This is a genomic window from Aminobacter ciceronei, from assembly GCF_014138625.1.
Lineage (GTDB): Bacteria > Pseudomonadota > Alphaproteobacteria > Rhizobiales > Rhizobiaceae > Aminobacter > Aminobacter ciceronei.
Map to the genome: position 1 here is coordinate 67254 of NZ_JACJHY010000003.1, position 21348 is coordinate 88601.

Annotated in this window: 22 protein-coding genes and 1 pseudogene; 19 read left to right on the plus strand and 4 right to left on the minus strand. The window is 63.0% G+C overall.

What is annotated here, in order from left to right; all coding sequences use genetic code 11:
* Positions 1 to 287: 287 nt before the first annotated feature.
* From HNQ95_RS04195 to HNQ95_RS04230, 8 genes are all read left to right on the plus strand, one after another.
* Positions 288 to 1526 carry an ABC transporter substrate-binding protein gene (locus HNQ95_RS04195; protein ID WP_154384541.1) on the plus strand — a complete coding sequence of 413 codons (1239 nt, stop codon included), beginning with the start codon at positions 288 to 290 and terminating at the stop codon, positions 1524 to 1526.
* Positions 1527 to 1652: 126 nt separating this feature from the next.
* A complete protein-coding gene (locus tag HNQ95_RS04200; protein ID WP_154384542.1) occupies positions 1653 to 2555 on the plus strand; it encodes a carbohydrate ABC transporter permease in 903 nt (300 codons plus the stop codon).
* A gap of 43 nt (positions 2556 to 2598) precedes the next feature.
* Entirely contained in the window at positions 2599 to 3501 is a 903-nt protein-coding gene (locus HNQ95_RS04205) for a carbohydrate ABC transporter permease (RefSeq protein ID WP_154384722.1), read from the plus strand.
* A gap of 4 nt (positions 3502 to 3505) precedes the next feature.
* Positions 3506 to 4585 carry an ABC transporter ATP-binding protein gene (locus tag HNQ95_RS04210; protein WP_154384543.1) on the plus strand — a complete coding sequence of 360 codons (1080 nt, stop codon included), beginning with the start codon at positions 3506 to 3508 and terminating at the stop codon, positions 4583 to 4585.
* A gap of 29 nt (positions 4586 to 4614) precedes the next feature.
* Complete coding sequence (locus HNQ95_RS04215) at positions 4615 to 5358, plus strand: sugar phosphate isomerase/epimerase family protein (RefSeq protein ID WP_154384544.1); 744 nt, start codon at positions 4615 to 4617, stop codon at positions 5356 to 5358.
* Between the two features lie 12 nt (positions 5359 to 5370).
* The gene (locus HNQ95_RS04220; RefSeq protein ID WP_182573584.1) at positions 5371 to 6513 is read left to right on the plus strand and encodes a Gfo/Idh/MocA family protein; all 1143 of its coding nucleotides are present in this window, start codon (positions 5371 to 5373) and stop codon (positions 6511 to 6513) included.
* A 57-nt stretch (positions 6514 to 6570) separates the two neighbouring features.
* On the plus strand, positions 6571 to 7623 hold the full coding sequence (gene mgrA / locus HNQ95_RS04225; protein ID WP_154384546.1) for an L-glyceraldehyde 3-phosphate reductase: 1053 nt from the start codon (positions 6571 to 6573) through the stop codon (positions 7621 to 7623).
* A gap of 176 nt (positions 7624 to 7799) precedes the next feature.
* Complete coding sequence (locus HNQ95_RS04230) at positions 7800 to 8213, plus strand: Fur family transcriptional regulator (RefSeq protein ID WP_115733516.1); 414 nt, start codon at positions 7800 to 7802, stop codon at positions 8211 to 8213.
* A 6-nt stretch (positions 8214 to 8219) separates the two neighbouring features.
* Here the strand turns inward: HNQ95_RS04230 and HNQ95_RS04235 are convergent, their stop codons facing one another.
* From HNQ95_RS04235 to HNQ95_RS04250, 4 genes are all read right to left on the minus strand, one after another.
* Positions 8220 to 8849 (minus strand): LysE family translocator, encoded by a 630-nt coding sequence (locus HNQ95_RS04235; protein ID WP_154384723.1) that lies wholly within the window; start codon positions 8847 to 8849, stop codon positions 8220 to 8222.
* 1 nt (position 8850) lies between these two features.
* Complete coding sequence (polA, locus tag HNQ95_RS04240; protein ID WP_182573583.1) at positions 8851 to 11832, minus strand: DNA polymerase I; 2982 nt, start codon at positions 11830 to 11832, stop codon at positions 8851 to 8853.
* A gap of 177 nt (positions 11833 to 12009) precedes the next feature.
* The gene (locus tag HNQ95_RS04245) at positions 12010 to 12486 is read right to left on the minus strand and encodes a GNAT family N-acetyltransferase (protein ID WP_154384548.1); all 477 of its coding nucleotides are present in this window, start codon (positions 12484 to 12486) and stop codon (positions 12010 to 12012) included.
* 120 nt (positions 12487 to 12606) lie between these two features.
* Positions 12607 to 12993 (minus strand): winged helix-turn-helix transcriptional regulator, encoded by a 387-nt coding sequence (locus tag HNQ95_RS04250; protein ID WP_154384549.1) that lies wholly within the window; start codon positions 12991 to 12993, stop codon positions 12607 to 12609.
* A gap of 171 nt (positions 12994 to 13164) precedes the next feature.
* Between HNQ95_RS04250 and gstA the strand changes: the two genes are divergently transcribed.
* From gstA to HNQ95_RS04305, 11 genes and pseudogenes are all read left to right on the plus strand, one after another.
* Positions 13165 to 13770: a glutathione transferase GstA gene (gstA, locus tag HNQ95_RS04255; RefSeq protein ID WP_154384550.1), complete on the plus strand. Its 606-nt coding sequence runs from the start codon at positions 13165 to 13167 to the stop codon at positions 13768 to 13770.
* Positions 13767 to 14155 (plus strand): annotated as a pseudogene (locus HNQ95_RS04260) (nuclear transport factor 2 family protein). Before gstA ends, HNQ95_RS04260 begins: the two are co-directional and overlap by 4 nt.
* A 27-nt stretch (positions 14156 to 14182) precedes the next feature.
* Complete coding sequence (locus HNQ95_RS04265; RefSeq protein WP_154384551.1) at positions 14183 to 14392, plus strand: tautomerase family protein; 210 nt, start codon at positions 14183 to 14185, stop codon at positions 14390 to 14392.
* A 345-nt stretch (positions 14393 to 14737) separates the two neighbouring features.
* Positions 14738 to 16126, plus strand: coding sequence for a M20/M25/M40 family metallo-hydrolase (locus HNQ95_RS04270; RefSeq protein WP_154384552.1), 1389 nt, complete (start codon positions 14738 to 14740; stop codon positions 16124 to 16126).
* A 76-nt stretch (positions 16127 to 16202) separates the two neighbouring features.
* Entirely contained in the window at positions 16203 to 16820 is a 618-nt protein-coding gene (locus HNQ95_RS04275; RefSeq protein WP_154384553.1) for a ribonuclease D, read from the plus strand.
* A gap of 142 nt (positions 16821 to 16962) precedes the next feature.
* Entirely contained in the window at positions 16963 to 17262 is a 300-nt protein-coding gene (locus HNQ95_RS04280; RefSeq protein WP_154384554.1) for a hypothetical protein, read from the plus strand.
* Positions 17263 to 17346: 84 nt separating this feature from the next.
* The gene (locus HNQ95_RS04285; protein WP_067954926.1) at positions 17347 to 17598 is read left to right on the plus strand and encodes a hypothetical protein; all 252 of its coding nucleotides are present in this window, start codon (positions 17347 to 17349) and stop codon (positions 17596 to 17598) included.
* Between the two features lie 36 nt (positions 17599 to 17634).
* Entirely contained in the window at positions 17635 to 17835 is a 201-nt protein-coding gene (locus HNQ95_RS04290) for a hypothetical protein (RefSeq protein WP_154384555.1), read from the plus strand.
* A gap of 204 nt (positions 17836 to 18039) precedes the next feature.
* Complete coding sequence (locus HNQ95_RS04295) at positions 18040 to 18261, plus strand: hypothetical protein (protein WP_067954921.1); 222 nt, start codon at positions 18040 to 18042, stop codon at positions 18259 to 18261.
* A gap of 186 nt (positions 18262 to 18447) precedes the next feature.
* Positions 18448 to 20691 carry a transglycosylase domain-containing protein gene (locus tag HNQ95_RS04300; protein WP_154384556.1) on the plus strand — a complete coding sequence of 748 codons (2244 nt, stop codon included), beginning with the start codon at positions 18448 to 18450 and terminating at the stop codon, positions 20689 to 20691.
* A gap of 176 nt (positions 20692 to 20867) precedes the next feature.
* Positions 20868 to 21323, plus strand: coding sequence for a hypothetical protein (locus HNQ95_RS04305; protein ID WP_182573582.1), 456 nt, complete (start codon positions 20868 to 20870; stop codon positions 21321 to 21323).
* Positions 21324 to 21348: the final 25 nt, after the last annotated feature.

Here is a 21348-nt window from a genome sequence, read left to right on the forward strand (position 1 = left end):
AGAACTGTAACGTTTCACATTGTGCCAATTCACGGTGTTTTTGGAGAGCCCCCACGGTCGACGGCTCAGGCGTGACCGTGCGCTGCAAAATGGCTGTCGACTGTTGATTCATCTGCATGATTTGCTTGGAAATGCTGCATTGCGGCGCGATTTACCAGCGCAACAGGGCTGCTGCTTCTCCTGGCTTTAGTTCGGCTCGCGAAGAAAATATCGCACACCCATTGCAGCGGCCAAAAACTTCGCCTAACGTCCGTACCTGTAACGTTTCAGATTCAGGGAGGAGTACGATGCGTTATAGGCTGACGACAGCTGCATTTGCAGCAAGCGTCGTGTTTGGGGCTGCAGGTTCAGCCTCCGCGACCGATCTCGAAGTGACGCACTGGTGGACCTCCGGCGGCGAGGCGGCGGCAGTTGCCGAACTCGCCAAGGCCTTCGATGCCACCGGCAACAAATGGGTCGACGGCGCCATCGCCGGTTCCGGTGACATCGCTCGCCCGATCATGATCGGGCGCATCACCGGCGGCGATCCGATGGGCGCAACCCAGTTCAATCATGGCCGCCAGGCGGAAGAGCTCGTCCAGGCTGGATTGATGCGCGATTTCACCGAACTGGCACAGAAGGAGGGCTGGACAAAGTTCATCCACCCCAAGAGCCTGCTCGACGGCTGCACGCTGGACGGCAAGATCTACTGCGTGCCGGTCAACATCCATTCGCAGCAGTGGCTGTGGCTGTCCAACAAGGCCTTTGCCGACGCCGGCGTGGCGGTACCGAAGAACTGGGACGAGTTCGTCGCAGCGGCGCCGGCGCTGGAAAAGGCGGGCATCGTACCGCTCGCCATCGGCCAGCAGCCCTGGCAGACGACGCTCGCCTTCCAGGTCATCCTCGTCGCACTTGCCGGTCCGGAAACGTTCCAGAAAGTGTTTGGCGACAAGGACGCGACTTTGGCTGCCGGCGCCGAAATGGCCAAGGTCTTCGCCGCCGCCGACCAGGCGCGCCAGATGTCGGCCAGGTCCAACGTCCAGGAGTGGAACCAGGCGACAAGCATGGTCATCAACGGCAAGGCCGGCGGACAGATCATGGGCGACTGGGCTCAGGGCGAGTTCCAGGTCGCCGGCCAGGTTGCCGGCAAGGATTACACCTGCCTGCCCGGCCTCGGCGTCAACGAGATCATCTCGACCGGCGGCGATGCCTTCTACTTCCCCAAGCAGACCGATCCTGAAAAGGCCAAGGCACAGGAGGCGCTTGCCTCGGTGATGCTGTCGCCGGCGACCCAGGTTGCCTTCAACCTCAAAAAGGGCTCGCTGCCGGTGCGCGGCGACGTCGACCTGAACGCCGCCAATGACTGCATGAAGAAGGGGCTCGAGATCCTCGCCAAGGGCAACATCATCCCGGCGCCCGACCAGTTGATGTCGGCCGATGGCGTGACCCAGATCAATGATCTGTTCGTGGAGTTCTTCGCCAACAAGGAGCTTTCGCCACAAGACGCGCAGAAACGCTTTGCCGAAATCATCGCCGCTGCGGACTAGGGCAGGGCATCCGGGCTTCCCGACCCGGTTCCTGCCTGAGATGCTGCAGTCCTGTCAGCGGCGTTCTGCCGGCCCCGACATGTCGGGACCGGCAGATTGGCTGACGATCCGGATGGGTGCCGACCGATGACCCCGACGTATCAGGGCCGACCATTCAGCTTGTTTCGCAACCTGAATGCCAAGATCGCCTCGATCCCGATGATCCTGACCGCGCTGGTCATTTTCGTCGGCGGCACGGCGTGGACGGTGTTTTATTCCTTTACCAACTCCAAACTGCTGCCCCGCGCCAGCTTCGTCGGCTTCGACCAGTACGAGCGACTGTGGGCGACGCCGCGCTGGCTGGTGGCGGTCGAGAACCTCGCCATCTACGGCGTCTGCACGCTGGTCTTTTCACTGGTCATCGGCTTTGTGCTGGCTGCCCTGATGGACCAGAAGATCCGTTTCGAGAACACCTTCCGCACCATCTTTCTCTACCCTTTCGCGCTGTCCTTCATCGTCACCGGCCTGGCGTGGCAGTGGATCCTCAATCCAAATTTCGGCATCCAGCAGGTGGTTCGCAATCTCGGCTGGGAAAGCTTCACCTTCGACCCGCTCTACAATGCCGACATCGTCATCTACGGCATTCTGATCGCCGGGCTGTGGCAGGGCACGGGGCTGATCATGTGTCTGATGCTGGCAGGCCTGCGCGGCATCGACGGCGACATCTGGAAGGCGGCGCGCGTCGACGGCATCCCGACCTGGAAGACCTATGTCTTCATCGTCATCCCGATGATGCGGCCGGTGCTTGTGACCACGTTGGTGATCATCGCCAGCGGCATCGTCAAGGTCTACGACCTCGTTGTCGCCCAGACCAGCGGCGGCCCCGGCATCGCATCCGAAGTGCCGGCCAAATACGTCTACAACTACATGTTCCTGGCGCAGAATCTGGGGCAGGGCTTCGCCGCCTCGACAATGATGCTGCTGTCGGTCGTCATCGTCATCGTGCCCTGGGCCTATCTCGAATTCGCCAGGAGGCGCCGCCATGGCTGAGCAGCTTCTGCGCGCCGCCCCCGAACTTGCGGTGGCAAGCGCCATGCCCGCCCGCGCAAGGGCGCTGTCGGGGCCGCATGGCCCCAGGCCGCGCCGCCGCTTCTCCCGCCGCAACGTCTTCATCTACGGCACGCTGGCGCTTGTCGCCGTCTACTACCTGCTGCCGCTCTATGTGATGGTGGTGACGTCGCTGAAGGGCATGCCCGAAATCCGGCTCGGCAACATCTTCTCGCCGCCGGTCGAGATCACCTTCGAGCCATGGATCAAGGCATGGTCGACGGCCTGCACCGGCCTCAATTGCGACGGGCTGTCGCGCGGCTTCTGGAACTCGGTGATGATCACCGTGCCGTCGGTGTTCCTGTCGATATCAATCGCCTCGATCAATGGCTACGCGCTGGCCAACTGGCGCTTCAAAGGCGCCGAGGTGTTTTTCACCGTGCTCGTCGTCGGCGCCTTCATTCCCTACCAAGTGATGCTCTATCCTGTAGTCATCGTGCTGCGCGAGATCGGCCTCTATGGCTCGCTGTGGGGCCTGGTGCTGGTGCACACCATCTTCGGCATGCCGATCCTGACGCTGTTGTTCCGCAACTATTTCGCCTCGCTGCCGGAGGAGCTGTTCAAGGCGGCTCGTGTCGACGGTGCCGGCTTCTGGACGATCTATCTCAGGATCATGCTGCCGATGTCGTTGCCGATCTTCGTCGTGGCGATCATCCTGCAGGTCACCGGCATCTGGAACGATTTCCTGTTCGGCGTCGTCTACACCAAGCCCGACACCTATCCGATGACGGTCCAGCTCAACAACATCGTCAACGCCGTACAGGGCGTGAAGGAGTACAACGTCAACATGGCAGCCACCCTTCTGACCGGACTGGTTCCGCTCGTCATCTACTTCATTTCAGGCAAGCTTTTCGTCCGCGGCATCGCCGCCGGCGCGGTGAAGGGGTGAGGCGATGACGAGTGTCCAGGTCAGGGACGTTTCGCTCAGCTTCGGCGCCTATGATGTGCTCAAGGAGCTAAACCTCGACGTGCCCGAGGGCGAGTTCCTGGTGTTGCTCGGTCCCTCCGGCTGCGGCAAGTCCACGCTGCTCAACTGCATAGCCGGCCTGCTCGACGTGTCCGAAGGGCAGATCTTCATCAAGGGCAAGAACGTCACCTGGGAGGAGCCCAAGGATCGCGGCATCGGCATGGTGTTCCAGTCCTATGCGCTCTATCCGCAGATGACGGTGGAGGGAAACCTGTCCTTCGGCCTGAAGACGGCAGGCATGGCGAAGGACGAGATCGCAAGGCGTATCGCCCGCGCAGCCGAGATCCTGCAGATCGAGCCGCTGCTCCAGCGCAAGCCGGCGGCGCTGTCGGGCGGGCAGCGCCAGCGCGTGGCGATCGGCCGGGCGCTGGTACGTGATGTCGACGTGTTCCTGTTCGATGAGCCACTGTCCAATCTCGACGCCAAACTGCGCTCGGAGCTGCGCGTCGAAATCAAGCGGCTGCACCAGAAACTCGCCAACACCATGATCTACGTCACCCACGACCAGATCGAGGCGATGACGCTGGCCGACCGCATCGCCGTCATGAAGGGCGGCGTGATCCAGCAGCTCGACGCGCCGCAGGTGATCTACAACAAACCGGTCAATCGCTTCGTCGCCGGCTTCCTCGGCTCGCCCGGCATGAACTTTCTCGACGGCGAGGTTGAGGGCGATGCGCCGACATTCGTCGCGACAGACACAAAGATACCGCTCGGCCGCTACGGTTTTGGCGACGCGGCTAAGCCCGGCAAGGCGGTGTTCGGCGTGCGGCCGGAGCACATTGCCACGGGCGATGCCGCTGCTGCCATGCCCTTTCAAGTGGACGCCAGGGTCGAGCTGGTCGAACCGATGGGTTCGGACACGCTGGTCTGGACGAAGCTTGGCGGCCAGAGTTTCGCCTTCCGCGTCGAGGCCGAACGCCATCTGGCGTCGGGCGATCAGCTGCGCATCGGCTTCGATCCAGCGCGCGCCTCGCTGTTCGACGGCCAGAGCGGCAGCCGCATGTGAAATCCCCTCCCAAACAAACGGACAGAACCATGGACTGGTCATTCCAACTCTACAGCGCCCGCAACTTTCAACCCTGGCAGAATGTGCTCAAGACGCTCGGCGCCCTCGGTTACGCCCAAGTCGAGGGCTTTGGCGCCGTCTACGAAGAGCCCGCGGCGTTCCGCGCCGAGCTCGACAAGAACGGTCTGGCCATGCCGAGCGGCCATTTCGGCATCGACCTTCTGGAGCAGGATTTCGCCAAGGCGGCAGGCATCGCCAGGACGCTCGGCATGAAGCTGATCGCCTGCCCGTGGCTCGAGCCGGCGGAACGGCCTACCGACGCGGATGGCTGGCGGGCATTCGGCAGGCGTCTTGCTGCCATTGGCGCAAAGGCCAAAGAAGCAGGTTTCGACTTTGCCTGGCATAACCATGACTTCGAGTTCGTGCCGGTTGGCGGCGTGGTGCCACAACGCGTGATCCTGGAGGCCGCCCCTGAGGTCGGCTGGGAAATGGACGTCGCCTGGGTGATCCGCGGCGGATCCGACCCGCTGCACTGGATCGAGGAGTTCGGCCCGCGCATCCTGGCTGTCCACGTCAAGGACATCGCGCCTCAAGGCTTGGCGACGGATGAGGACGGCTGGTCCGACGTCGGACACGGCACGGTCGACTGGGCGGGGCTGGTGACGGCTTTGCGCAAGAACACGCCGGCGAAGTATTTTGTCATGGAACACGACAACCCGGCCGATTTCGAGCGCTTCGCAAGCCGCTCGATCGCAGCCGCCAAGACCTTCTAGGGGGAACAGCATATGGCAAGGAAACTCGGCGTCGGGGTGATCGGCTGCGGTAACATCTCGAAGACCTACTTCAAGCATGCGCCTGAATTCAAAGGCATCGAGATGCGTGCCTGCGCCGACATCAACATGGATGCGGCCAAGGCACGGGCGAAGGAATTCAAGCTGCGCGCCGAGACGGTCGAAGGGCTTTTGGCATCTGACGACATCGACATCGTCGTCAATCTGACCATTCCGGCGGTGCACTACGAGGTGTCGAGGCAGGCAATCGAAGCTGGCAAGCACGTCTATTCGGAAAAGCCATTCGTGCTGGCCATCAAGGACGGGCTCGACCTCAAGAAGCGCGCCGACAAGAAGGGCGTGCGCATCGGCTCGGCGCCCGACACCTTCCTCGGCGGCTCACATCAACTGGCGCGGCACTTGATCGACACCGGCAAGCTCGGCAGGATCACCTCGGGCACCTGCCACGTGATGAGCCATGGCATGGAGCATTGGCACCCCAACCCCGACTTCTTCTTCCAGCCGGGCGGCGGGCCGATCCTCGATCTCGGACCGTATTACATCGCCAATCTGGTCCAGTTGATCGGGCCGGTTGCCCGCGTGGCTGCACTGTCGTCGATCCCGGCGAAGGAGCGAACCATCTTGTCGAAGCCACGCGCTGGCGAGAAGATTCTGGTGACGACACCGACGACGATCCTTGCGCTGATGGAGTTCGAGAACGGCGCTGTCTTTACCTTCAATGCCAGCTGGGATGTCTGGAACAGCGGCCACGCGCCGATGGAGCTTTATGGCGAGCAGGGCACCATCCACATGCCGGACCCCAATTTCTTCGGCGGTGATCTCAGCTACACCAGGGGCGAAAAGCCTGTGAAGACGCTGCCGAAATGGGACCACCCCTTCTCGGTTGCCAACGAGAAGCATCCGCACGGCATGATGGCCAATTACCGCACGGCGGGTCTCGCCGACATGGCGCTGGCAATCATGCAGGGCAGGCCCCATCGCTGTTCGCTGGAACTCGCCAACCACGTCATCGATATCATGACCGGTATACTGAAGTCGGGCGAGACGAAGAAGTTCGTCGAGATGCAGACGACCTGCGAGCGCCCGGAGCCGCTCGGCCCGGCTGCTGCAAGGGGGCTGCTGGCTCCGTCGAAATAGGCTAAGACAGGGGAACGGCCTATCGGCCGATTCCCCTTTCCATTCGAGGACAGCATCATGACCTGGCAGCCGGCTGCGAACCGTTACGAAAACATGGTCTACAATCGCTGCGGCAAATCGGGGCTCAAACTGCCGGCGATCTCGCTCGGCCTGTGGCACAATTTCGGCGAGGACACGCCGCACAACACCAAGCGCGCCATCTGCCAGAAGGCTTTCGACCTCGGCATCACCCACTTCGACCTTGCCAACAATTATGGCCCGCCGCCCGGCTCGGCCGAGACCGCCTTCGGCGACATCCTGCGCACCGACTTTGCCGGTCTCCGCGACGAGATGATCATTTCGACCAAGGCCGGTTACGACATGTGGCCCGGTCCCTACGGCGAGTGGGGCAGCCGCAAATATGTGTTGGCGAGTCTCGACCAGAGCCTGAAGCGCATGGGTCTCGACTATGTCGACATCTTCTATTCGCACCGCTTCGACCCGGACACCCCGCTCGAAGAGACGATGGGTGCGCTCGACCATGCCGTGCGCTCCGGCAAGGCGCTTTATGCCGGCATCTCCTCATACAATGCCCAGCGCACCCGTGAGGCGGCCGACATCCTGCGCCAGCTCGGTACGCCCTGCCTGATCCACCAGCCGAGCTATTCGCTGATCAACCGCTGGGTCGAGGATGACGGCCTGCTCGACGCGCTCGACGGGTTGGGCATCGGTTCGATCGTGTTCTCGCCGCTGGCACAGGGCATGCTGACCGGCAAATATCTCGGCGGCGTGCCGGAAGGCAGCCGCGCATCGCAGGGCAAGTCGCTGCGCCCGGCCTTCCTCAACGACAAGAACCTCGCCAACATCCGTGCGCTGAACGGTATTGCCGAACGCCGCGGCCAGACGCTGGCGCAGATGGCGCTGGCCTGGGTGCTGCGTGGCGGCCGCGTCACTTCGGCACTGATCGGCGCCAGCCGTCCTGAGCAGGTCGAGGATTGTGTCGGCGCGCTGAAGAACGCAATCTTCACCGATGCGGAACTGGCCGAGATCGACACCTATGCCCGCGAGGCCGACATCAACCTGTGGGCCCGCTCGTCCGAGCGCGAAGGGCCGGCGCGGCAGAAGAAATAAGCTGGTGCTCTGAAGGTTCGAAACATGCAGGCGGCGGGCGTTCCCGCCGTTTGCTTTTGGGGCAGATTGTCTTTGCCGGCCGGACGCGCTAGCAAAACCCGTGTCCAGTCGCCATCTTAGGCGGTGGATTGTTCCGTCCGGGCATCGGCCCGGCCGAGGAAGGTGAAAGCGGAAAGATGGCGGCGCGGGTTACGCTGACGAAGAACCAGCAGAAGGTTCTGGAGAAACTCGAAGTGGCGACCGGACCGCTCAGCGCCTACACGCTGCTCGACCAGTTGCGCGACGAGGGTTTTCGCGCGCCGCTGCAGGTCTATCGCGCCCTTGAAGCGCTGATGAAGGACGGGTTCGTCCATCGCCTCGAAAGCCTGAATGCCTTCGTCGCCTGCTCCGAGCCGCACGACCACAGCCATCACAACCACCGCATGACGGCCTTTGCCATCTGCGACACCTGTGGCCAGGTGACCGAGATCTCGGACGAGACGATCGGCAAGCAGCTCGATCACTGGGTTGGATCGACCGGCTTCGTCGCCAAGAAGGCAGTAATCGAGTTCCGCGGCACTTGCGCCAAATGTGCTGCGATCGCCGCCTGAACCAGCTTAGCGTGCCGTCGCAAACGCGAACCAGACGGCCACGGCCGCCAGCAGCGCCGACAGGAACTTTCGCGCGACCTTCTCAATCCGTGGGTTGTTGAGCAAGGGCTCGAGCGTCCCTGCCAGTGCCACGATCAATGCATGGATGATGGTCGCGACCGCGACATAGATGGCGGTCAGCGTGAGCGTCTGCGACAGCACCGGCTTGTCGGCGATGATGAAGGTCGGCAGCACAGCGACATAGAACACCGCCGCCTTCGGGTTCAGAAGGTTGGTTACCAGCCCGCGGGTGAAATAGCGCCGGTCGGCATCGTTGCCTTCGGATACCACGTCGCCCGGACCGCGCCAGCCTTCATAGGCGAGAAAGAGCAGGAACAATACGCCGGCCCAGCGCAGGCCCTCGTAGAGCAGGTGCGATGACTGGATCAATTCGGTGACGCCAAGTGCCGCGACCACGCCGATGGTGGCGAGACCGAGCGCGATGCCGGCCACCGTGGCGAAGCCGGCGCGGCGGCCTTCGCCAGCCGACACCAGTGCCAGATAGGTCATGTTTGGCCCCGGTGTCAGCTCGATGATGACAGAGGTCAGGGAAAAGGAAAGCAGCGTCGGCAGGTCAGATGCCGCCGCGAACTCCATCTCAGTGCGCTTCGTCCCAGCTGTCGGCGGCGTTGGCGTCGACATGCAGCGGCACCGACATCGACGCGGCCGGCATGGCCGCGTTCTCCATCACGTGCCGAACTACAGGGATCGTCGCTGCGACCTCATTCTCGACAGTTTCGAAGATCAGTTCATCGTGTACCTGGAGCAGCATGCGCGCCGACAGCTTGGCCGCGATCAGTGCGTCGTCCATGCGGATCATCGCCCGGCGGATGATGTCGGCTGCGGTGCCTTGCAGGCGGGCGTTGATCGAGGCGCGTTCATTGAAGGCGCGTACCGACGGGTTCGACGAGCGGATTTCGGGATAGTGGATGCGGCGGCCGAAGATGGTCTCGACATAGCCGTTGTCACGGCAGAACGCCTTGGTCTCGTCCATATAGGCGCGGATGCCGGGGAAGCGCTCGAAATACTTCTTGATGTAGTCGGACGCTTCCTCGCGCGGGATCGACAGCTGATTGGCGAGGCCGAAGGCCGAGATGCCGTAGATGATGCCGAAGTTGATTGCCTTGGCGCGGCGGCGCACTTCCGACGGCATGCCCTCGACCGGCACCGAGAACATTTCGGATGCCGTCATGGCATGGATGTCGACGCCGTCGGCGAAAGCCTGCTTGAGCTGGGCAATGTCGGCGACATGGGCGAGCACGCGCAGCTCGATCTGGCTGTAGTCGGCCGAGATCAGCTTGTTGCCCTTGTCGGCGATGAAGGCGGTGCGGATCTTGCGGCCTTCGGCGGTGCGGATCGGAATGTTCTGCAGGTTAGGATCCGACGACGACAGCCGGCCGGTGGTGGTGGCGGCCAGCGCGTAGGAGGTGTGGACGCGTTTGGTCTCGGGGTTGATGAAACCGGGCAGGGCGTCGGTATAGGTCGATTTCAGCTTGGTCAGCTGGCGCCAATCAACGATCTTGCGCGGCAGCTCGTGGCCTTCGGCGGCGAGATCCTCGAGCACCTGCGCCGAGGTCGACCACTGGCCGGTCTTGGTCTTGGTGCCGCCGGGCAGGCCCATGCGGCCGAACAGGATGTCGCCGAGCTGCTTGGGCGATCCGATGTTGAAGCGCTCGCCGGCAAGCGTGTTGATCTCGTCTTCAAGCCGCGCGGCACCCTGGGCGAGTTCGCCCGACAGCCGCGACAGGATCTGCCTGTCGACCGAGATGCCGCGCTGCTCCATCTCGGCCAACACCGGCACCAGCGGGCGCTCCAGCCGCTCGTAGACCGAGGTCAGCCCCTTGGCGGCGAGGCGTGGCTTCAGCACGCGCCACAAGCGCAGTGTCACGTCGGCATCCTCGGCGGCATAGGCGGTCGCCTTGTCGATGTCGACCTGGTCGAAGCCGACGAAGTTCTTTCCCGAGCCGGCGATGTCCTTGAAGGCGATCGGCGTGTGGCCGAGCCATTTTTCCGACAGCGGGTCCATGCCGTGGCCGCCATTGGTGCCGCCGTCGAGCACGTAGGACAACAGCATCGTGTCGTCGAACGGACTGATGTCGACGCCGTGGCGGTTCATCACCACCAGGTCGTATTTCAGGTTCTGCGCGATCTTCAGCACCGAACCGTCTTCGAGTAGCGGCTTGAGGGTGGCTAGGGCGTCGCGCACCGGAATCTGGTTCTCGACCAGGCCACCGCCGAGCAGGTCGCCGCGTCCGCTCTTATGGGCGAGCGGCACATAGGCGGCGCGTCCCGGTGCGGTGGCGAAAGAAATGCCGACGAGCTCGGCCTGCATCGGATCGAGCGAGCTGGTCTCGGTGTCGAATGCCATGACGCCGGCCTCGGTCGCTTCAGCCACCCAGGCCTTCAGTGTCGCGAGGTCACGGATCGTGACATAGGCGGCGTGGTCGAATTTTTCCGAGACTGCGGCTGCAGCGATCTTGTTGGCGAGGTCGGTAGGCGTGTCGAGCGCGGTGCCGCCGTCGGCAGGGGCGGACGGGGGCACTGCGGCGGAGATGCTGCCGCCGTTCGCACGCGCGGCGGGACCTGCGGCGGGTGCCGCTGCAGGTGTTGCGCCCGCTCCGACGTCCGGTCCATGCGCGTCGGCGCCCCATTGCACTGATACCGGCACGGCCTCGATCTCGCCCGCCTCGGTGCCCGTGGCCTCAGCGACGCGGCGCGTCAGCGACGTGAATTCCATGGTCTTGAGGAAGCCGATCAGCTTCGGCCCGTTGGGCGGCTGCAGCACGAAATCTTCGAGCCCGTCGGTCACCGGCACATCGATCTTGAGCCGCACCAGCTCGCGCGAAATGCGCGCCTTTTCGGTGTTGTCGATGATCGACTGGCGGCGCTTGTCTTGCTTGATCTCGGAGGCACGGGCGAGAAGCGTGTCGAGGTCGCCGAACTGTTCGAGCAATTGTGCTGCCGTCTTTGGGCCGATGCCGGGAACGCCCGGCACGTTGTCGACCGAGTCGCCGGTCAGCGCCTGCAGGTCGATCATCTTCTCCGGTGGCACGCCCCACTTCTCGATGACCTCGGGGATGTTGATCTGGCGATCCTTCATCGGGTCGTACATCGACACGCTGGGACCGACGAGCTGCATCAGGTCCTTGTCGGAGGAGACGATTGTGGTGTCGCCGCCGGCCTCGCAGGCAAGCCTGGCGTAGGTTGCGATCAGGTCGTCGGCCTCGAAACCCTCCATCTCGATGCAGGGCAGCTCGAAAGCTTTGGTCGCCTGGCGGATCAGGCCGAATTGCGGGATCAGGTCTTCCGGCGGCGCCGAGCGGTTGGCCTTGTATTCAGGATAGAGCTCGTTGCGGAAGGTCTTGGAGGAATAGTCGAAGATGACGGCGAAATGGGTCGGCACCACGCCGGCTTCGGTGTTGCGCGCGTCGAGCATCAGCTTCCACAACATGTTGCAGAAACCGGACACCGCGCCGACCGGCAGGCCGTCTGACTTACGGGTCAGCGGCGGCAGCGCGTGATAGGCGCGGAAGATGTAGCCGGAGCCGTCGACTAGGAAGAGATGATCGCCTTTTTTCATGGCGATACGGGTAGCTTGGCACAGCGCGGCTGTCCATGGTCAAGCGGGCTTTGCCGCCGTCTACTGACAAGTCGTTGACACCATCTGTTGCGGGTCGTCACGTCGACACCGACAAGGTGGCGGCTGACGCGCTGCGACCGGCAACATTCAAGCGCCGGAGGGCGATCTTGGCGCCTCTTATTGCGGCGCAAAACGCTTTGAGACGGTCTCGGCGCTCTCGCTATAGTCGGTAAAGCCAATGCCTCCGTAATAAGCCTGGCCGCCGGTGTTTTCCTTGCGGATGGTTGCGTCGATGAAGCTGACACCCGCATTTTTCGCAGCTTCCACCGTGTTGGCGAACAACGCCCTTCCGGCGCCCCGCTTGTGCGCGTGCGGATCGACGAAGGTTGCAATGACGCCCCAGTCGGGGGGCAGCCGATCGCCCGGCCAGTCTGGGTCGGACCAGTCGAGCGACTGGAACCCCAGCACCTGCTCGCCCTCCAGCGCCACGAAGCAGCTGATTCCGAGTTTCGGCGAGATGAAGTAGTCGATGATGCGCTGGTCATCGAACTTCTCGCGATGCGCCGTGGTTCCGCCGATGTCGATGATTTCGTTCAGGATTCGGGCCATGGCGCTGGCGTCTTGAGGCAGGGCGGCTCGGACATGCACGGGCATGGACTGTTCATTCCGGAGTTGGATTGGCTGATTTGCCCAAGACTAGGCGGCCAGCATCCTTGTGCAAAGGGGCGCGGCCTCGGCAACTGACATTGGCCGCCAGCCCAGACCGTGTCCATGTCAGGAGGCTGGCATCGCCATGTCGTCGGACTGGCCATGGGCGGCCTGGCGCTGCTTGATCTTGTGCCCGATCGCCACGATAGCCGCGATCGCCGGCTGGAACTCGGTGCCGAGGTCGGTCAGCCCGTATTCCACCGAGGGCGGCGACGTCGGCATCACGCGGCGCCACAAAACGCCTTTGGCCTCGAGATCGCGCAGCCGTCCGGTCAGCACCTTTGCCGAAATAGCTGGGATGTCGTGGCGCAGCTCGCCGAAGCGGCGCGGGCCGGCGCTGAGGTACCAGATGATGTTGGGTGTCCAGGCGCCGCCGAGCAGCGACATGCATTCGCTGAGCGGACAGGCCTCGGGCGGCTCGGGAGCGCGGTTTCTGCGAAGTTTCAGCGCCATGGCTCGAGCACCTCAGTAATCGTCGGGTTACTGCGGCGAAACTGCCGTTACCGCCTGGATACCCGATAATGAAGATCACCTCAAGTTACCTGGTATCCAGAGGTAACGATTATCTGTTAGCCCTTCGCCTGCAAACATGACCTTAACGTTTCAGGCGCAAGGAAACCTCACTTGAAGCTCTATTACACACCCGGATTCTGCTCGCTTTCACCGCACATCGTGCTGCACGAACTGGGCGGGCAGTTCGACGTCGAGCGTGTCGACGTCGAGACCAAGACGACCGAAACTGGGGCGGATTTCCGCGCCATCAACCCCAAGGGCTATGTGCCGGCGCTTCGGCTCGGCGATGGCGAGGTGCTGACTGAGGGCGCAGCGATTGTCCAGTATCTCGCCGACAGCAACGGCGCGCGGCGCCTGGCGCCGGAGCCGGGCACGCTTGCCCGTGCGAGGCTGCAGGAGCAGCTGAACTTCATCGCATCCGAACTGCACAAGGCATTCGGGCCGCTGTTTCACGGAGCCACGGGCGAAGCCAAGGACGCGGCGGAAGCGAATGTCGGCAATCGCCTCGACCATATGGAAAGGCAGTTCGCCGATGGCCGTGCCTACCTGCTCGGCGACCATTTCTCGGTTGCCGATGCCTATCTGTTTGTCGTCGCCAGATGGACCGGCCCAACAGGGATCGGCCTTGCACGCTGGCCACGCCTGTCGGCCTTCGTCGAGCGCGTGCATCAGCGCCCGTCCGTCGTTGCCGCGATGGCCGCCGAGGGCCTGGCATGACCGCCGCCGACCACGCCACGGCCTATGCCGAAGTCGCCGATGCGCTCACGGATTATTTCGACGGGCTCTACTTCAGCGACACCAAGCGGCTGACGAGGATTTTCCACCAACAGGCGATCTACGCCTGCGCGACGGAAGGCGAGCTGCTGCGGCTGACCATGGACGAGTATTTCCCCATCGTCGACAAGCGGCCTCGCCGGCGACCCGGTCGGAGGTGCGCACTGATCGCATCGTGTCGATCGAGTTCGCCGGTCCGGTGACGGCCTTCGCCAAGCTCAACTGCGCCATCGGGCGCAAGCATTTCACCGACTTCCTGACGCTGGTGAAGCTCGATGGCCGCTGGCAGATCATGTCAAAGGTTTTTCACTTCGACCTGCAGTCCTAGTGAGCCGCCGGGAACGGGAGCAGAAGAATGCCCTACGTCAATATCAAGATTACCCGTGAAGGCGTGACGCCGGAGCAGAAAGCCGCCTTGATCAAGGGCACAACCGATCTTCTCGTCGACGTTCTCGACAAGGATCCGACGACGACGTTCGTGGTAATAAATGAAGTCGATTTGGAGGATTGGGGCGTCGGCGGAATGCCTGTCGAACAGTACCGTCGCGCGCGCGGCAAGGGCTGAGCAGGGCTGCGGTCCGATCACGCGCATGTTACAAAAGTGTAATCTTCGTGCCCTTGAATCGCCACGTTCAAAGGAATAAATGTAGGGCATCGGCAGTTTTTGCCGAAGTCCGGTCTCAGGCCCGTCCCCCGCCTATCCGGACCCTGCGGCAGCCTCATCCCCCTCTCCGGGCTGCCGCACCGTTTAAGAATGTGCCGCCGTGGCTCCCCCCTCCACCACGGCGGCACTTTTTTGTCCGCTTGCCAGAGAGCTTTCGCAGCGTTGACCGCTGGCCCAATCCTGCCGCCTTTTCGTTTTCACATCGGCCCACTAGGTTGCGCGCCAGAAGAATCGAAAGGCACCCCAATGTCCGTTGTCGCACCCGTTCTCGATCGCCTCGACAAGAATCTCGACCAGAGCCTGGAGCGCCTGTTCGAGTTGCTCCGTCTCAAGTCGATCTCCACCGACCCGGCCTTTGCAGGCGACTGCCGCAAGGCCGCCGAATGGCTGGTCGCCGACCTCAAGACCATCGGCTTCGACGCCAGCGTGCGCGACACGCCAGGTCATCCGATGGTGGTCGCCCATCACGACGGCCCCGCCGGCTCGCCGCATGTACTGTTCTACGGCCACTACGACGTGCAGCCGGTCGACCCACTTAACCTCTGGGAAGACGATCCCTTCGATCCCAAGATCAAGGAGATCGCCGGCGGCATCAAGGTCATCACCGGCCGCGGCTCGTCCGACGACAAGGGACAGCTGATGCTGTTCGTCGAGGCCTGCCGCGCCTGGAAGGAAGTGCATGGCGGCCTGCCATGCAGGATTACGCTGCTGTTCGAGGGTGAGGAGGAGTCCGGTTCGCCGTCGCTGAAGCCATTCCTCGAGGCCAATGCCGAGGAGTTGAAGGCCGATTTCGCCATGGTCTGCGACACTGGCATGTGGGACCGCCAGACGCCCGCCATCTGCGTCGGCCTGCGCGGCCTCGTCGGTGAGGAGGTGATCGTCAAGGCCGCCGACCGCGACCTGCATTCGGGTGAATATGGCGGTGCCGCCGCCAATCCGGTGCGCATCCTGTCCAAGGTGCTGGCAGCCATCCATGACGAAAATGGCAGCGTCACCATTCCCGGCTTCTATGACGGCGTCGAGGAGACGCCCTCGCAGGTGTTGAAGTCGTGGGAAACGCTCGGCGAGACGGCGGAAAACTTCCTCGGCGAGATCGGTCTGTCGATCCCTTCGGGCGAGAAGGGCCGGTCGATCCTCGAACTGGTCTGGGCCCGCCCGACCGCCGAGTTCAACGGCATATCAGGCGGCTACACCGGCAAGGGCTTCAAGACGGTCATCGCCGCCGAAGCGTCGGCCAAGGTGTCGTTCCGCCTCGTGCACAAGCAGAACCCCGACAAGATCCGTGCCGCCTTCCGCGACTTCGTGAAGGCGCGCATTCCGGCCGATTGCAGCGTCGAGTTCCACGAGCATGGCGCCGGGCCGGCGATCCAGCTGTCCTACGACTCGCCGTTCCTGGCAAAGGCCAAGGATGCGCTGTCGGACGAGTGGCCCAAGCCGGCCGTAATGCTCGCCATGGGTGGCTCGATCCCGATCGTCGGCGACTTCCAGAGCTTCCTTGGCATGGAGTCGCTGCTCGTCGGTTTCGCTTTGCCTGACGACCGCATCCACTCGCCGAACGAGAAATACGATCTGGCCTCGTTCCACAAGGGCCAGCGCTCCTGGGCGCGTATTCTCGAGGCGCTGACGCGCAAGTGAGCCAGAAACCGAGGTTTCTATTGATTTTTCCTCCGATCGCGGCAACTGAGTTGCCAAGCCGCGATCGGAGACACGCATGACCATCCGCTTTCACAAGCACGACCTTCCCGACCTCCAGCACTACGACGTCGATGCCGTTGCCATCGACACCGAGACGCTGGGGCTGAACCCGCATCGCGACCGCCTTTGCGTCGTCCAGATTTCGCCGGGCGATGGCACCGCCGACGTCATCCAGATCGCGCCGGGCCAGAAGAAGGCGCCGAACCTCACCGCGCTTCTGAAGAACCGCAAGGTGACCAAGCTGTTCCATTTCGGCCGCTTCGACATCGCCGTGCTCTACAACGCCTTCGGCGTGATGACCGAGCCGGTGTTCTGCACCAAGATCGCCTCGCGCCTGGTCCGCACCTACACCGACCGCCACGGCCTGAAGGACATCTGCAACGAGCTTTTGGGCGTGTCGCTGTCCAAGCAGCAGCAGTCGTCGGACTGGGCGGCAGAGACGCTGTCGCCGGAGCAGCTCGAATACGCCGCCTCCGATGTGCTCTACCTGCACCGGCTGCGCGACGTGCTCGCCGCTAGGCTGGAGCGCGATGGCCGCAGCAGGGAAGCCGAGGCCTGCTTCCGCTTCCTGCCCACCCGCGCCAAACTCGACCTGATGGGCTGGGACGAAGAAGACATCTTCGCCCATAGCTGAGTTCTAAGCGCTTGATATCGTGAAAGATCCGTCCGACTGTAGCTGCAGGCGGTCGGACTGGGTGGCGACGTTTAGCCCCGCCTAGGGAACAACAGCCTGCCTGAGCCGTTTGGATGCGTACCAGATGAAAGGACGCATACGAATGGCTTCCACCCGTGAAGAAATCCAGGCCGACCTCGAAGAACAGGTTTCCCAGCTGACCAAGCAGGTCGCTTCGCTGACCAAGTCGATGTCCAAGCGCGGCTCCGCAGCCCTTGCCGACAGCCGTGAAAGCGCTTCAGAGCTTTACGAAGGTTTGTACGACCGCTTCACCGATGCCTTGCCGGCGATGCGCAAGCAGGCGCGCGTGGCGAAGAAAACCGCCCAGGACAATCCGATGACGACAGCACTTGTCGGCGTCGCGGTCTTCGGCCTTGTCGCTGCCCTGCTCAGCCGTCGCTGACTTTTGCCGCCGCGTGGCTTTACCGGGCCGCGCGGTCGTCTATCGTTGGCCAGCAATCCGCCAGCAGCAATCCGAGAGACCCAGATGAGCGCCAAACTGCCGATCGCTTCCGCACCTACCGATGGCTCCAAGGTCACGGTCTACTGGACCGACCGCGACGGCCAGGAAAATGAATCGGTTGCGCAGTACCGGTCGCTGGACCGCCTGAAGGCATCAGGCGGGCAATGGGACGACAGCGACACCGGCTGGTGGGCCTATGTCGACAGCGACACCCAGAAACGCATCAGCCCGCACTCCTGGGCCAAATCAGGCGGCAGCGACGAAGACGACGAATAGGCGTATGATCGGTTCTGCCAGCCAGGGAGCATAGCCATGGCCGAAAAAACCGATCGCAAGGAACATGAGTTCATGGTGGCGGCCGTGGAGGCTGCCAAGGACGACACGCTGGACGGCGTCGCCGTGACGCTCGTCGATGCCCGCGGCGGCCGTGTCCGCCTTCACATGGCCACAGACATCGCCGAGATGCTGCGCGAGCGGGTCTCAGCTGCCCTCAACAAGACGACCGGACCATAGAAGCGGCCGCCACTGCCGCCGACCTCCAAACTGCTTCCGATGCAGGTCCAACGCCACGTTGGGGGTCATCATCTCCGCGCCGACGCCCTGTCCTGCTACCGATTAGAGGCAGCGTAAAAAATCTCAAATCTCTTTTGAACCATTTCGCCCTTGGCTGCGACCCAGTCTCGTGAGGTGGGAAAATTCATTTCAAAGGAGAGAACCATGAGTGTATTCCGCAACATCATTCTGGCCGTCGTCGCCGCTTCGGCGGTGACCGCGTGCCAGTCGACAGAGATCCGCCGTTGCGAATGGAAGCCGAAGGATCCGCGCTACCTGCAGAGCAGCAATTGCTGCGACAAGAACGATCCCTCGAGCCCCTGTTACAAGGGCAGCGACCGCCCCGACAAGCCGAACGATCCGCGTCCTGACCCGATCCCGCAGTGACATGGACCGACCGCCAAACCGCCGCCCGCAAGGACGGCGGTTTTGCTGTTTCGGTCACCCCTATCCACAGCGCGGCCGTTGCGCCTTGCCCACAGGGCGGCAGCTCCGGTTGTTTAAGGCCTCCTTAAATCGCCGCATTTACTGTCCAACCGGAACGCCATTGGCATGGGGGCCGGACAAACAGGTATGGCGAACCGGAACGACAGACGCATCGAGCCCAGCTTCGATGGACCGCGCAATGATGCGGAGGACGACGTCTTTTCGGTGCGCGAGGAGGACCGCGTCGTGCCCAGCCGCCGCAAGCAGCCCGCCAAGCGCAAGTCGTCCAAGGGCCGCGCGCCTGAACGCGGCCGCAGCCGCTCGCGCAAGCCAAAGCGCGGCCTGTTCGGCATCTTCGGTCGCCTGGTCTACTGGTGCTTCGTTCTTGCCATCTGGGGCGGCATCGCCGCTGCCGGCATCGTCGTCTACTACGGCGCCAAGATGCCCAGCGCCACCACCTGGGCCATTCCCGACCGTTCGCCCAACATCAAGATCGTCGGCGTCGACGGCCAGCTCGTCGCCAATCGCGGCATGACCGGCGGCGAGGCTGTCGGCCTGCACCAGATGTCGCCCTACATCCCGCAAGCCGTGATCGCGATCGAGGACAAGCGCTTCTATTCGCATTTCGGCTTCGACCCGATTGGCCTGGCGCGTGCCGTGTCGACGCGGTTCCTCAATGGCCGCTTCACCCAGGGCGGCTCGACGCTGACCCAGCAGCTGGCCAAGAACCTGTTCCTGAAGCCCGACCGCACCTTGGAGCGCAAGGTCCAGGAAGTGCTCCTGGCAATGTGGTTGGAGCAGAAGCACACCAAGGACCAGATCCTTGAGATGTATCTCAACCGGGTGTTTTTCGGCTCCGGTTCTTATGGCGTGGAGGCCGCCTCGCGGCGCTATTTCGGCAAGTCCTCGCGCGACGTGACATTGGCCGAGGCGGCACTTCTGGCCGGCCTGCTCAAGGCGCCGTCGCGGCTGTCGCCGGCACGCGATCCCAAGGCCGCGGGCGACCGCGCCCAACTGGTCCTTGCCGCCATGCGCGACCAGGGCATGATCGGCGACAAGGAACTGGCCAACGCAATGAATGCGCCGGCGACCCGTGTCGCCTCGTTCTGGACCGGTTCGGAAAACTACGTCGCCGACCGCGTCATGCAGGAGTTGCCCGAGCTCATCGGCGAGGTGCAGTCGGACATCGTCGTCGACACGACAGTCGACATGACGCTGCAGGAGATTGCCGAGAAATCGATCCGGCGGCTCGTCGACGAGAACGGCCAGAAGCTGAATGTCAGCCAGGGCGCGCTGGTGTCGATCGACAATACCGGCGCCGTGCGCGCCATGGTCGGCGGCTACGACTATGCCACCAGCCAGTTCGACCGCGCTTCCGAAGCGCGGCGCCAGCCGGGCTCGGCGTTCAAGCCCTTCGTCTACATGGCGGCACTTGAGCAGGGCCGCACCCCCGACAGTATGCGCAACGACGCGCCGATCAAGATCGGCAAGTGGACGCCGGAAAACTACAACGGCAAATATTATGGCCGGGTGACGCTGAAGACGGCCCTGGCGAAGTCGCTGAATTCGGTGGCGGCACAGCTCGCCATGGAAGTCGGGCCCAACGCTGTCGTCGAGGCAGCCCATCGCATGGGCATCGAATCCGAGTTGCAGCCCAACGTATCGATCTCGCTCGGCACATCCGAGGTAACCCCGCTCGAGCTGACCGCTGCCTACGTGCCTTTCGCCAATGGCGGCTACCGGCCCGAAGTCCACATCATCCGCCGTGTCACCACCACCGACGGCAAGGTGCTCTACGAGAACACGGCTGGAGGCGGGCCGCGGGTGATCAGTCCCGAGGTCGTCGGCATGATGAACGCGATGATGACCGGCGCGGTCGAGGAGGGTACGGCCAAGAAGGCTGCCTTTGCCTGGCCGGCAGCCGGCAAGACAGGCACAAGCCAGAACTCGCGCGATGCCTGGTTCGTTGGTTTCACCGCCAACCTGACCACCGGCGTGTGGTTCGGCAATGACGACGGCAAACCGATGAAGAAGGTCACCGGCGGCGCACTGCCGGCGCTGGCCTGGCACGAATTCATGGTTGCAGCCCACGAAGGCGTGCCGGTGGCGGCGCTTCCGGGCTCGTGGACACCGGGCAGCGGGGCACCTGACGTCGCCGTTGACGACCAGCCGGCCCAGCAAATGGATGAAAACACCTTCCCGCCAGCGCCGAAGCCGGCAAAGCAGCAGGTCGGCGCCGTCAACGTCCGGCAGGACCAACCCACCGCCTCGATCGGCCGACCCGTGCCGCCCGCAGATGTCGGCGGCGGCCGCCCGGTTCCTCCCGGCGAAGTCGGCGGTCCGACCCAGCGCCGCGAAACGTCGATCCTGGACGTGCTTCTGGGGAACTAGGCACTCCAAATCCCTGATGATCTGCGTATGTCTGTGACGTTCGCAACAGACGTGCGCGGACGTCTATCGGTCATGATGCTTTCCGGAAATATCCCCGACGGTTGTTGTTGACGATCGGTGAAGTATTCATTTGATGTTATGAGTTTTCAGAACATCGAATATTTCATGAGGATGTTATGACGATATTGCTCCGAATTCTCCGTATGGCATTTTGCGCCGTCATGGGGATCGTGATCTTTGCCGCATTGATTGAGTTCGTAAACGCACTCCCTGTCGCAAATGGCTTCCCATTACACGCGCTGTGGTGGGGCGTTGTATTTCGTGCGCCAGCGTACGTCTTCTTTGGTGCTGCGCCATTGCTTTTCATGCTCACCATCATGGAACTGCGCGGTGTGCAAAAGCAGTGGCCCTACTTTCTCGTCTGGATAGCCGGAGGGCTGTTCCTGGGGCGAGCAAACTTGCTGGCTGCGGCGGTTTCGGCGCCGGCCGCAGGCTACTTTTACTGGCTGTCGGCCGGTAAGTCGGCGGGCGACTGGATTTCGGCTTGGCGTGAACAAAAGAGTCAGCCGGGGTTCAGCCCGGAACCTATCTCGCTTACGCAGTCGTTGCCTATCTTGCTGCCCAAGCAGTGAGCTACGGCTACTATGGAGGAAAACT

Excerpts from the sequence above, each read along its gene's own strand:
- HNQ95_RS04195 (WP_154384541.1), top strand. The coding sequence starts at position 288 with ATGCGTTATAGGCTGACGACAGCTGCATTTGCAGCAAGCGTCGTGTTT.
- HNQ95_RS04200 (WP_154384542.1), top strand. The coding sequence starts at position 1,653 with ATGACCCCGACGTATCAGGGCCGACCATTCAGCTTGTTTCGCAACCTG.
- HNQ95_RS04205 (WP_154384722.1), top strand. The coding sequence starts at position 2,599 with ATGCCCGCCCGCGCAAGGGCGCTGTCGGGGCCGCATGGCCCCAGGCCG.
- HNQ95_RS04210 (WP_154384543.1), top strand. The coding sequence starts at position 3,506 with ATGACGAGTGTCCAGGTCAGGGACGTTTCGCTCAGCTTCGGCGCCTAT.
- HNQ95_RS04215 (WP_154384544.1), top strand. The coding sequence starts at position 4,615 with ATGGACTGGTCATTCCAACTCTACAGCGCCCGCAACTTTCAACCCTGG.
- HNQ95_RS04220 (WP_182573584.1), top strand. The coding sequence starts at position 5,371 with ATGGCAAGGAAACTCGGCGTCGGGGTGATCGGCTGCGGTAACATCTCG.
- mgrA (WP_154384546.1), top strand. The coding sequence starts at position 6,571 with ATGACCTGGCAGCCGGCTGCGAACCGTTACGAAAACATGGTCTACAAT.
- HNQ95_RS04230 (WP_115733516.1), top strand. The coding sequence starts at position 7,800 with ATGGCGGCGCGGGTTACGCTGACGAAGAACCAGCAGAAGGTTCTGGAG.
- HNQ95_RS04235 (WP_154384723.1), bottom strand. The coding sequence starts at position 8,849 with ATGGAGTTCGCGGCGGCATCTGACCTGCCGACGCTGCTTTCCTTTTCC.
- polA (WP_182573583.1), bottom strand. The coding sequence starts at position 11,832 with ATGAAAAAAGGCGATCATCTCTTCCTAGTCGACGGCTCCGGCTACATC.
- HNQ95_RS04245 (WP_154384548.1), bottom strand. The coding sequence starts at position 12,486 with ATGCCCGTGCATGTCCGAGCCGCCCTGCCTCAAGACGCCAGCGCCATG.
- HNQ95_RS04250 (WP_154384549.1), bottom strand. The coding sequence starts at position 12,993 with ATGGCGCTGAAACTTCGCAGAAACCGCGCTCCCGAGCCGCCCGAGGCC.
- HNQ95_RS04265 (WP_154384551.1), top strand. The coding sequence starts at position 14,183 with ATGCCCTACGTCAATATCAAGATTACCCGTGAAGGCGTGACGCCGGAG.
- HNQ95_RS04270 (WP_154384552.1), top strand. The coding sequence starts at position 14,738 with ATGTCCGTTGTCGCACCCGTTCTCGATCGCCTCGACAAGAATCTCGAC.
- HNQ95_RS04275 (WP_154384553.1), top strand. The coding sequence starts at position 16,203 with ATGACCATCCGCTTTCACAAGCACGACCTTCCCGACCTCCAGCACTAC.
- HNQ95_RS04280 (WP_154384554.1), top strand. The coding sequence starts at position 16,963 with ATGGCTTCCACCCGTGAAGAAATCCAGGCCGACCTCGAAGAACAGGTT.
- HNQ95_RS04285 (WP_067954926.1), top strand. The coding sequence starts at position 17,347 with ATGAGCGCCAAACTGCCGATCGCTTCCGCACCTACCGATGGCTCCAAG.
- HNQ95_RS04290 (WP_154384555.1), top strand. The coding sequence starts at position 17,635 with ATGGCCGAAAAAACCGATCGCAAGGAACATGAGTTCATGGTGGCGGCC.
- HNQ95_RS04295 (WP_067954921.1), top strand. The coding sequence starts at position 18,040 with ATGAGTGTATTCCGCAACATCATTCTGGCCGTCGTCGCCGCTTCGGCG.
- HNQ95_RS04300 (WP_154384556.1), top strand. The coding sequence starts at position 18,448 with ATGGCGAACCGGAACGACAGACGCATCGAGCCCAGCTTCGATGGACCG.
- HNQ95_RS04305 (WP_182573582.1), top strand. The coding sequence starts at position 20,868 with ATGACGATATTGCTCCGAATTCTCCGTATGGCATTTTGCGCCGTCATG.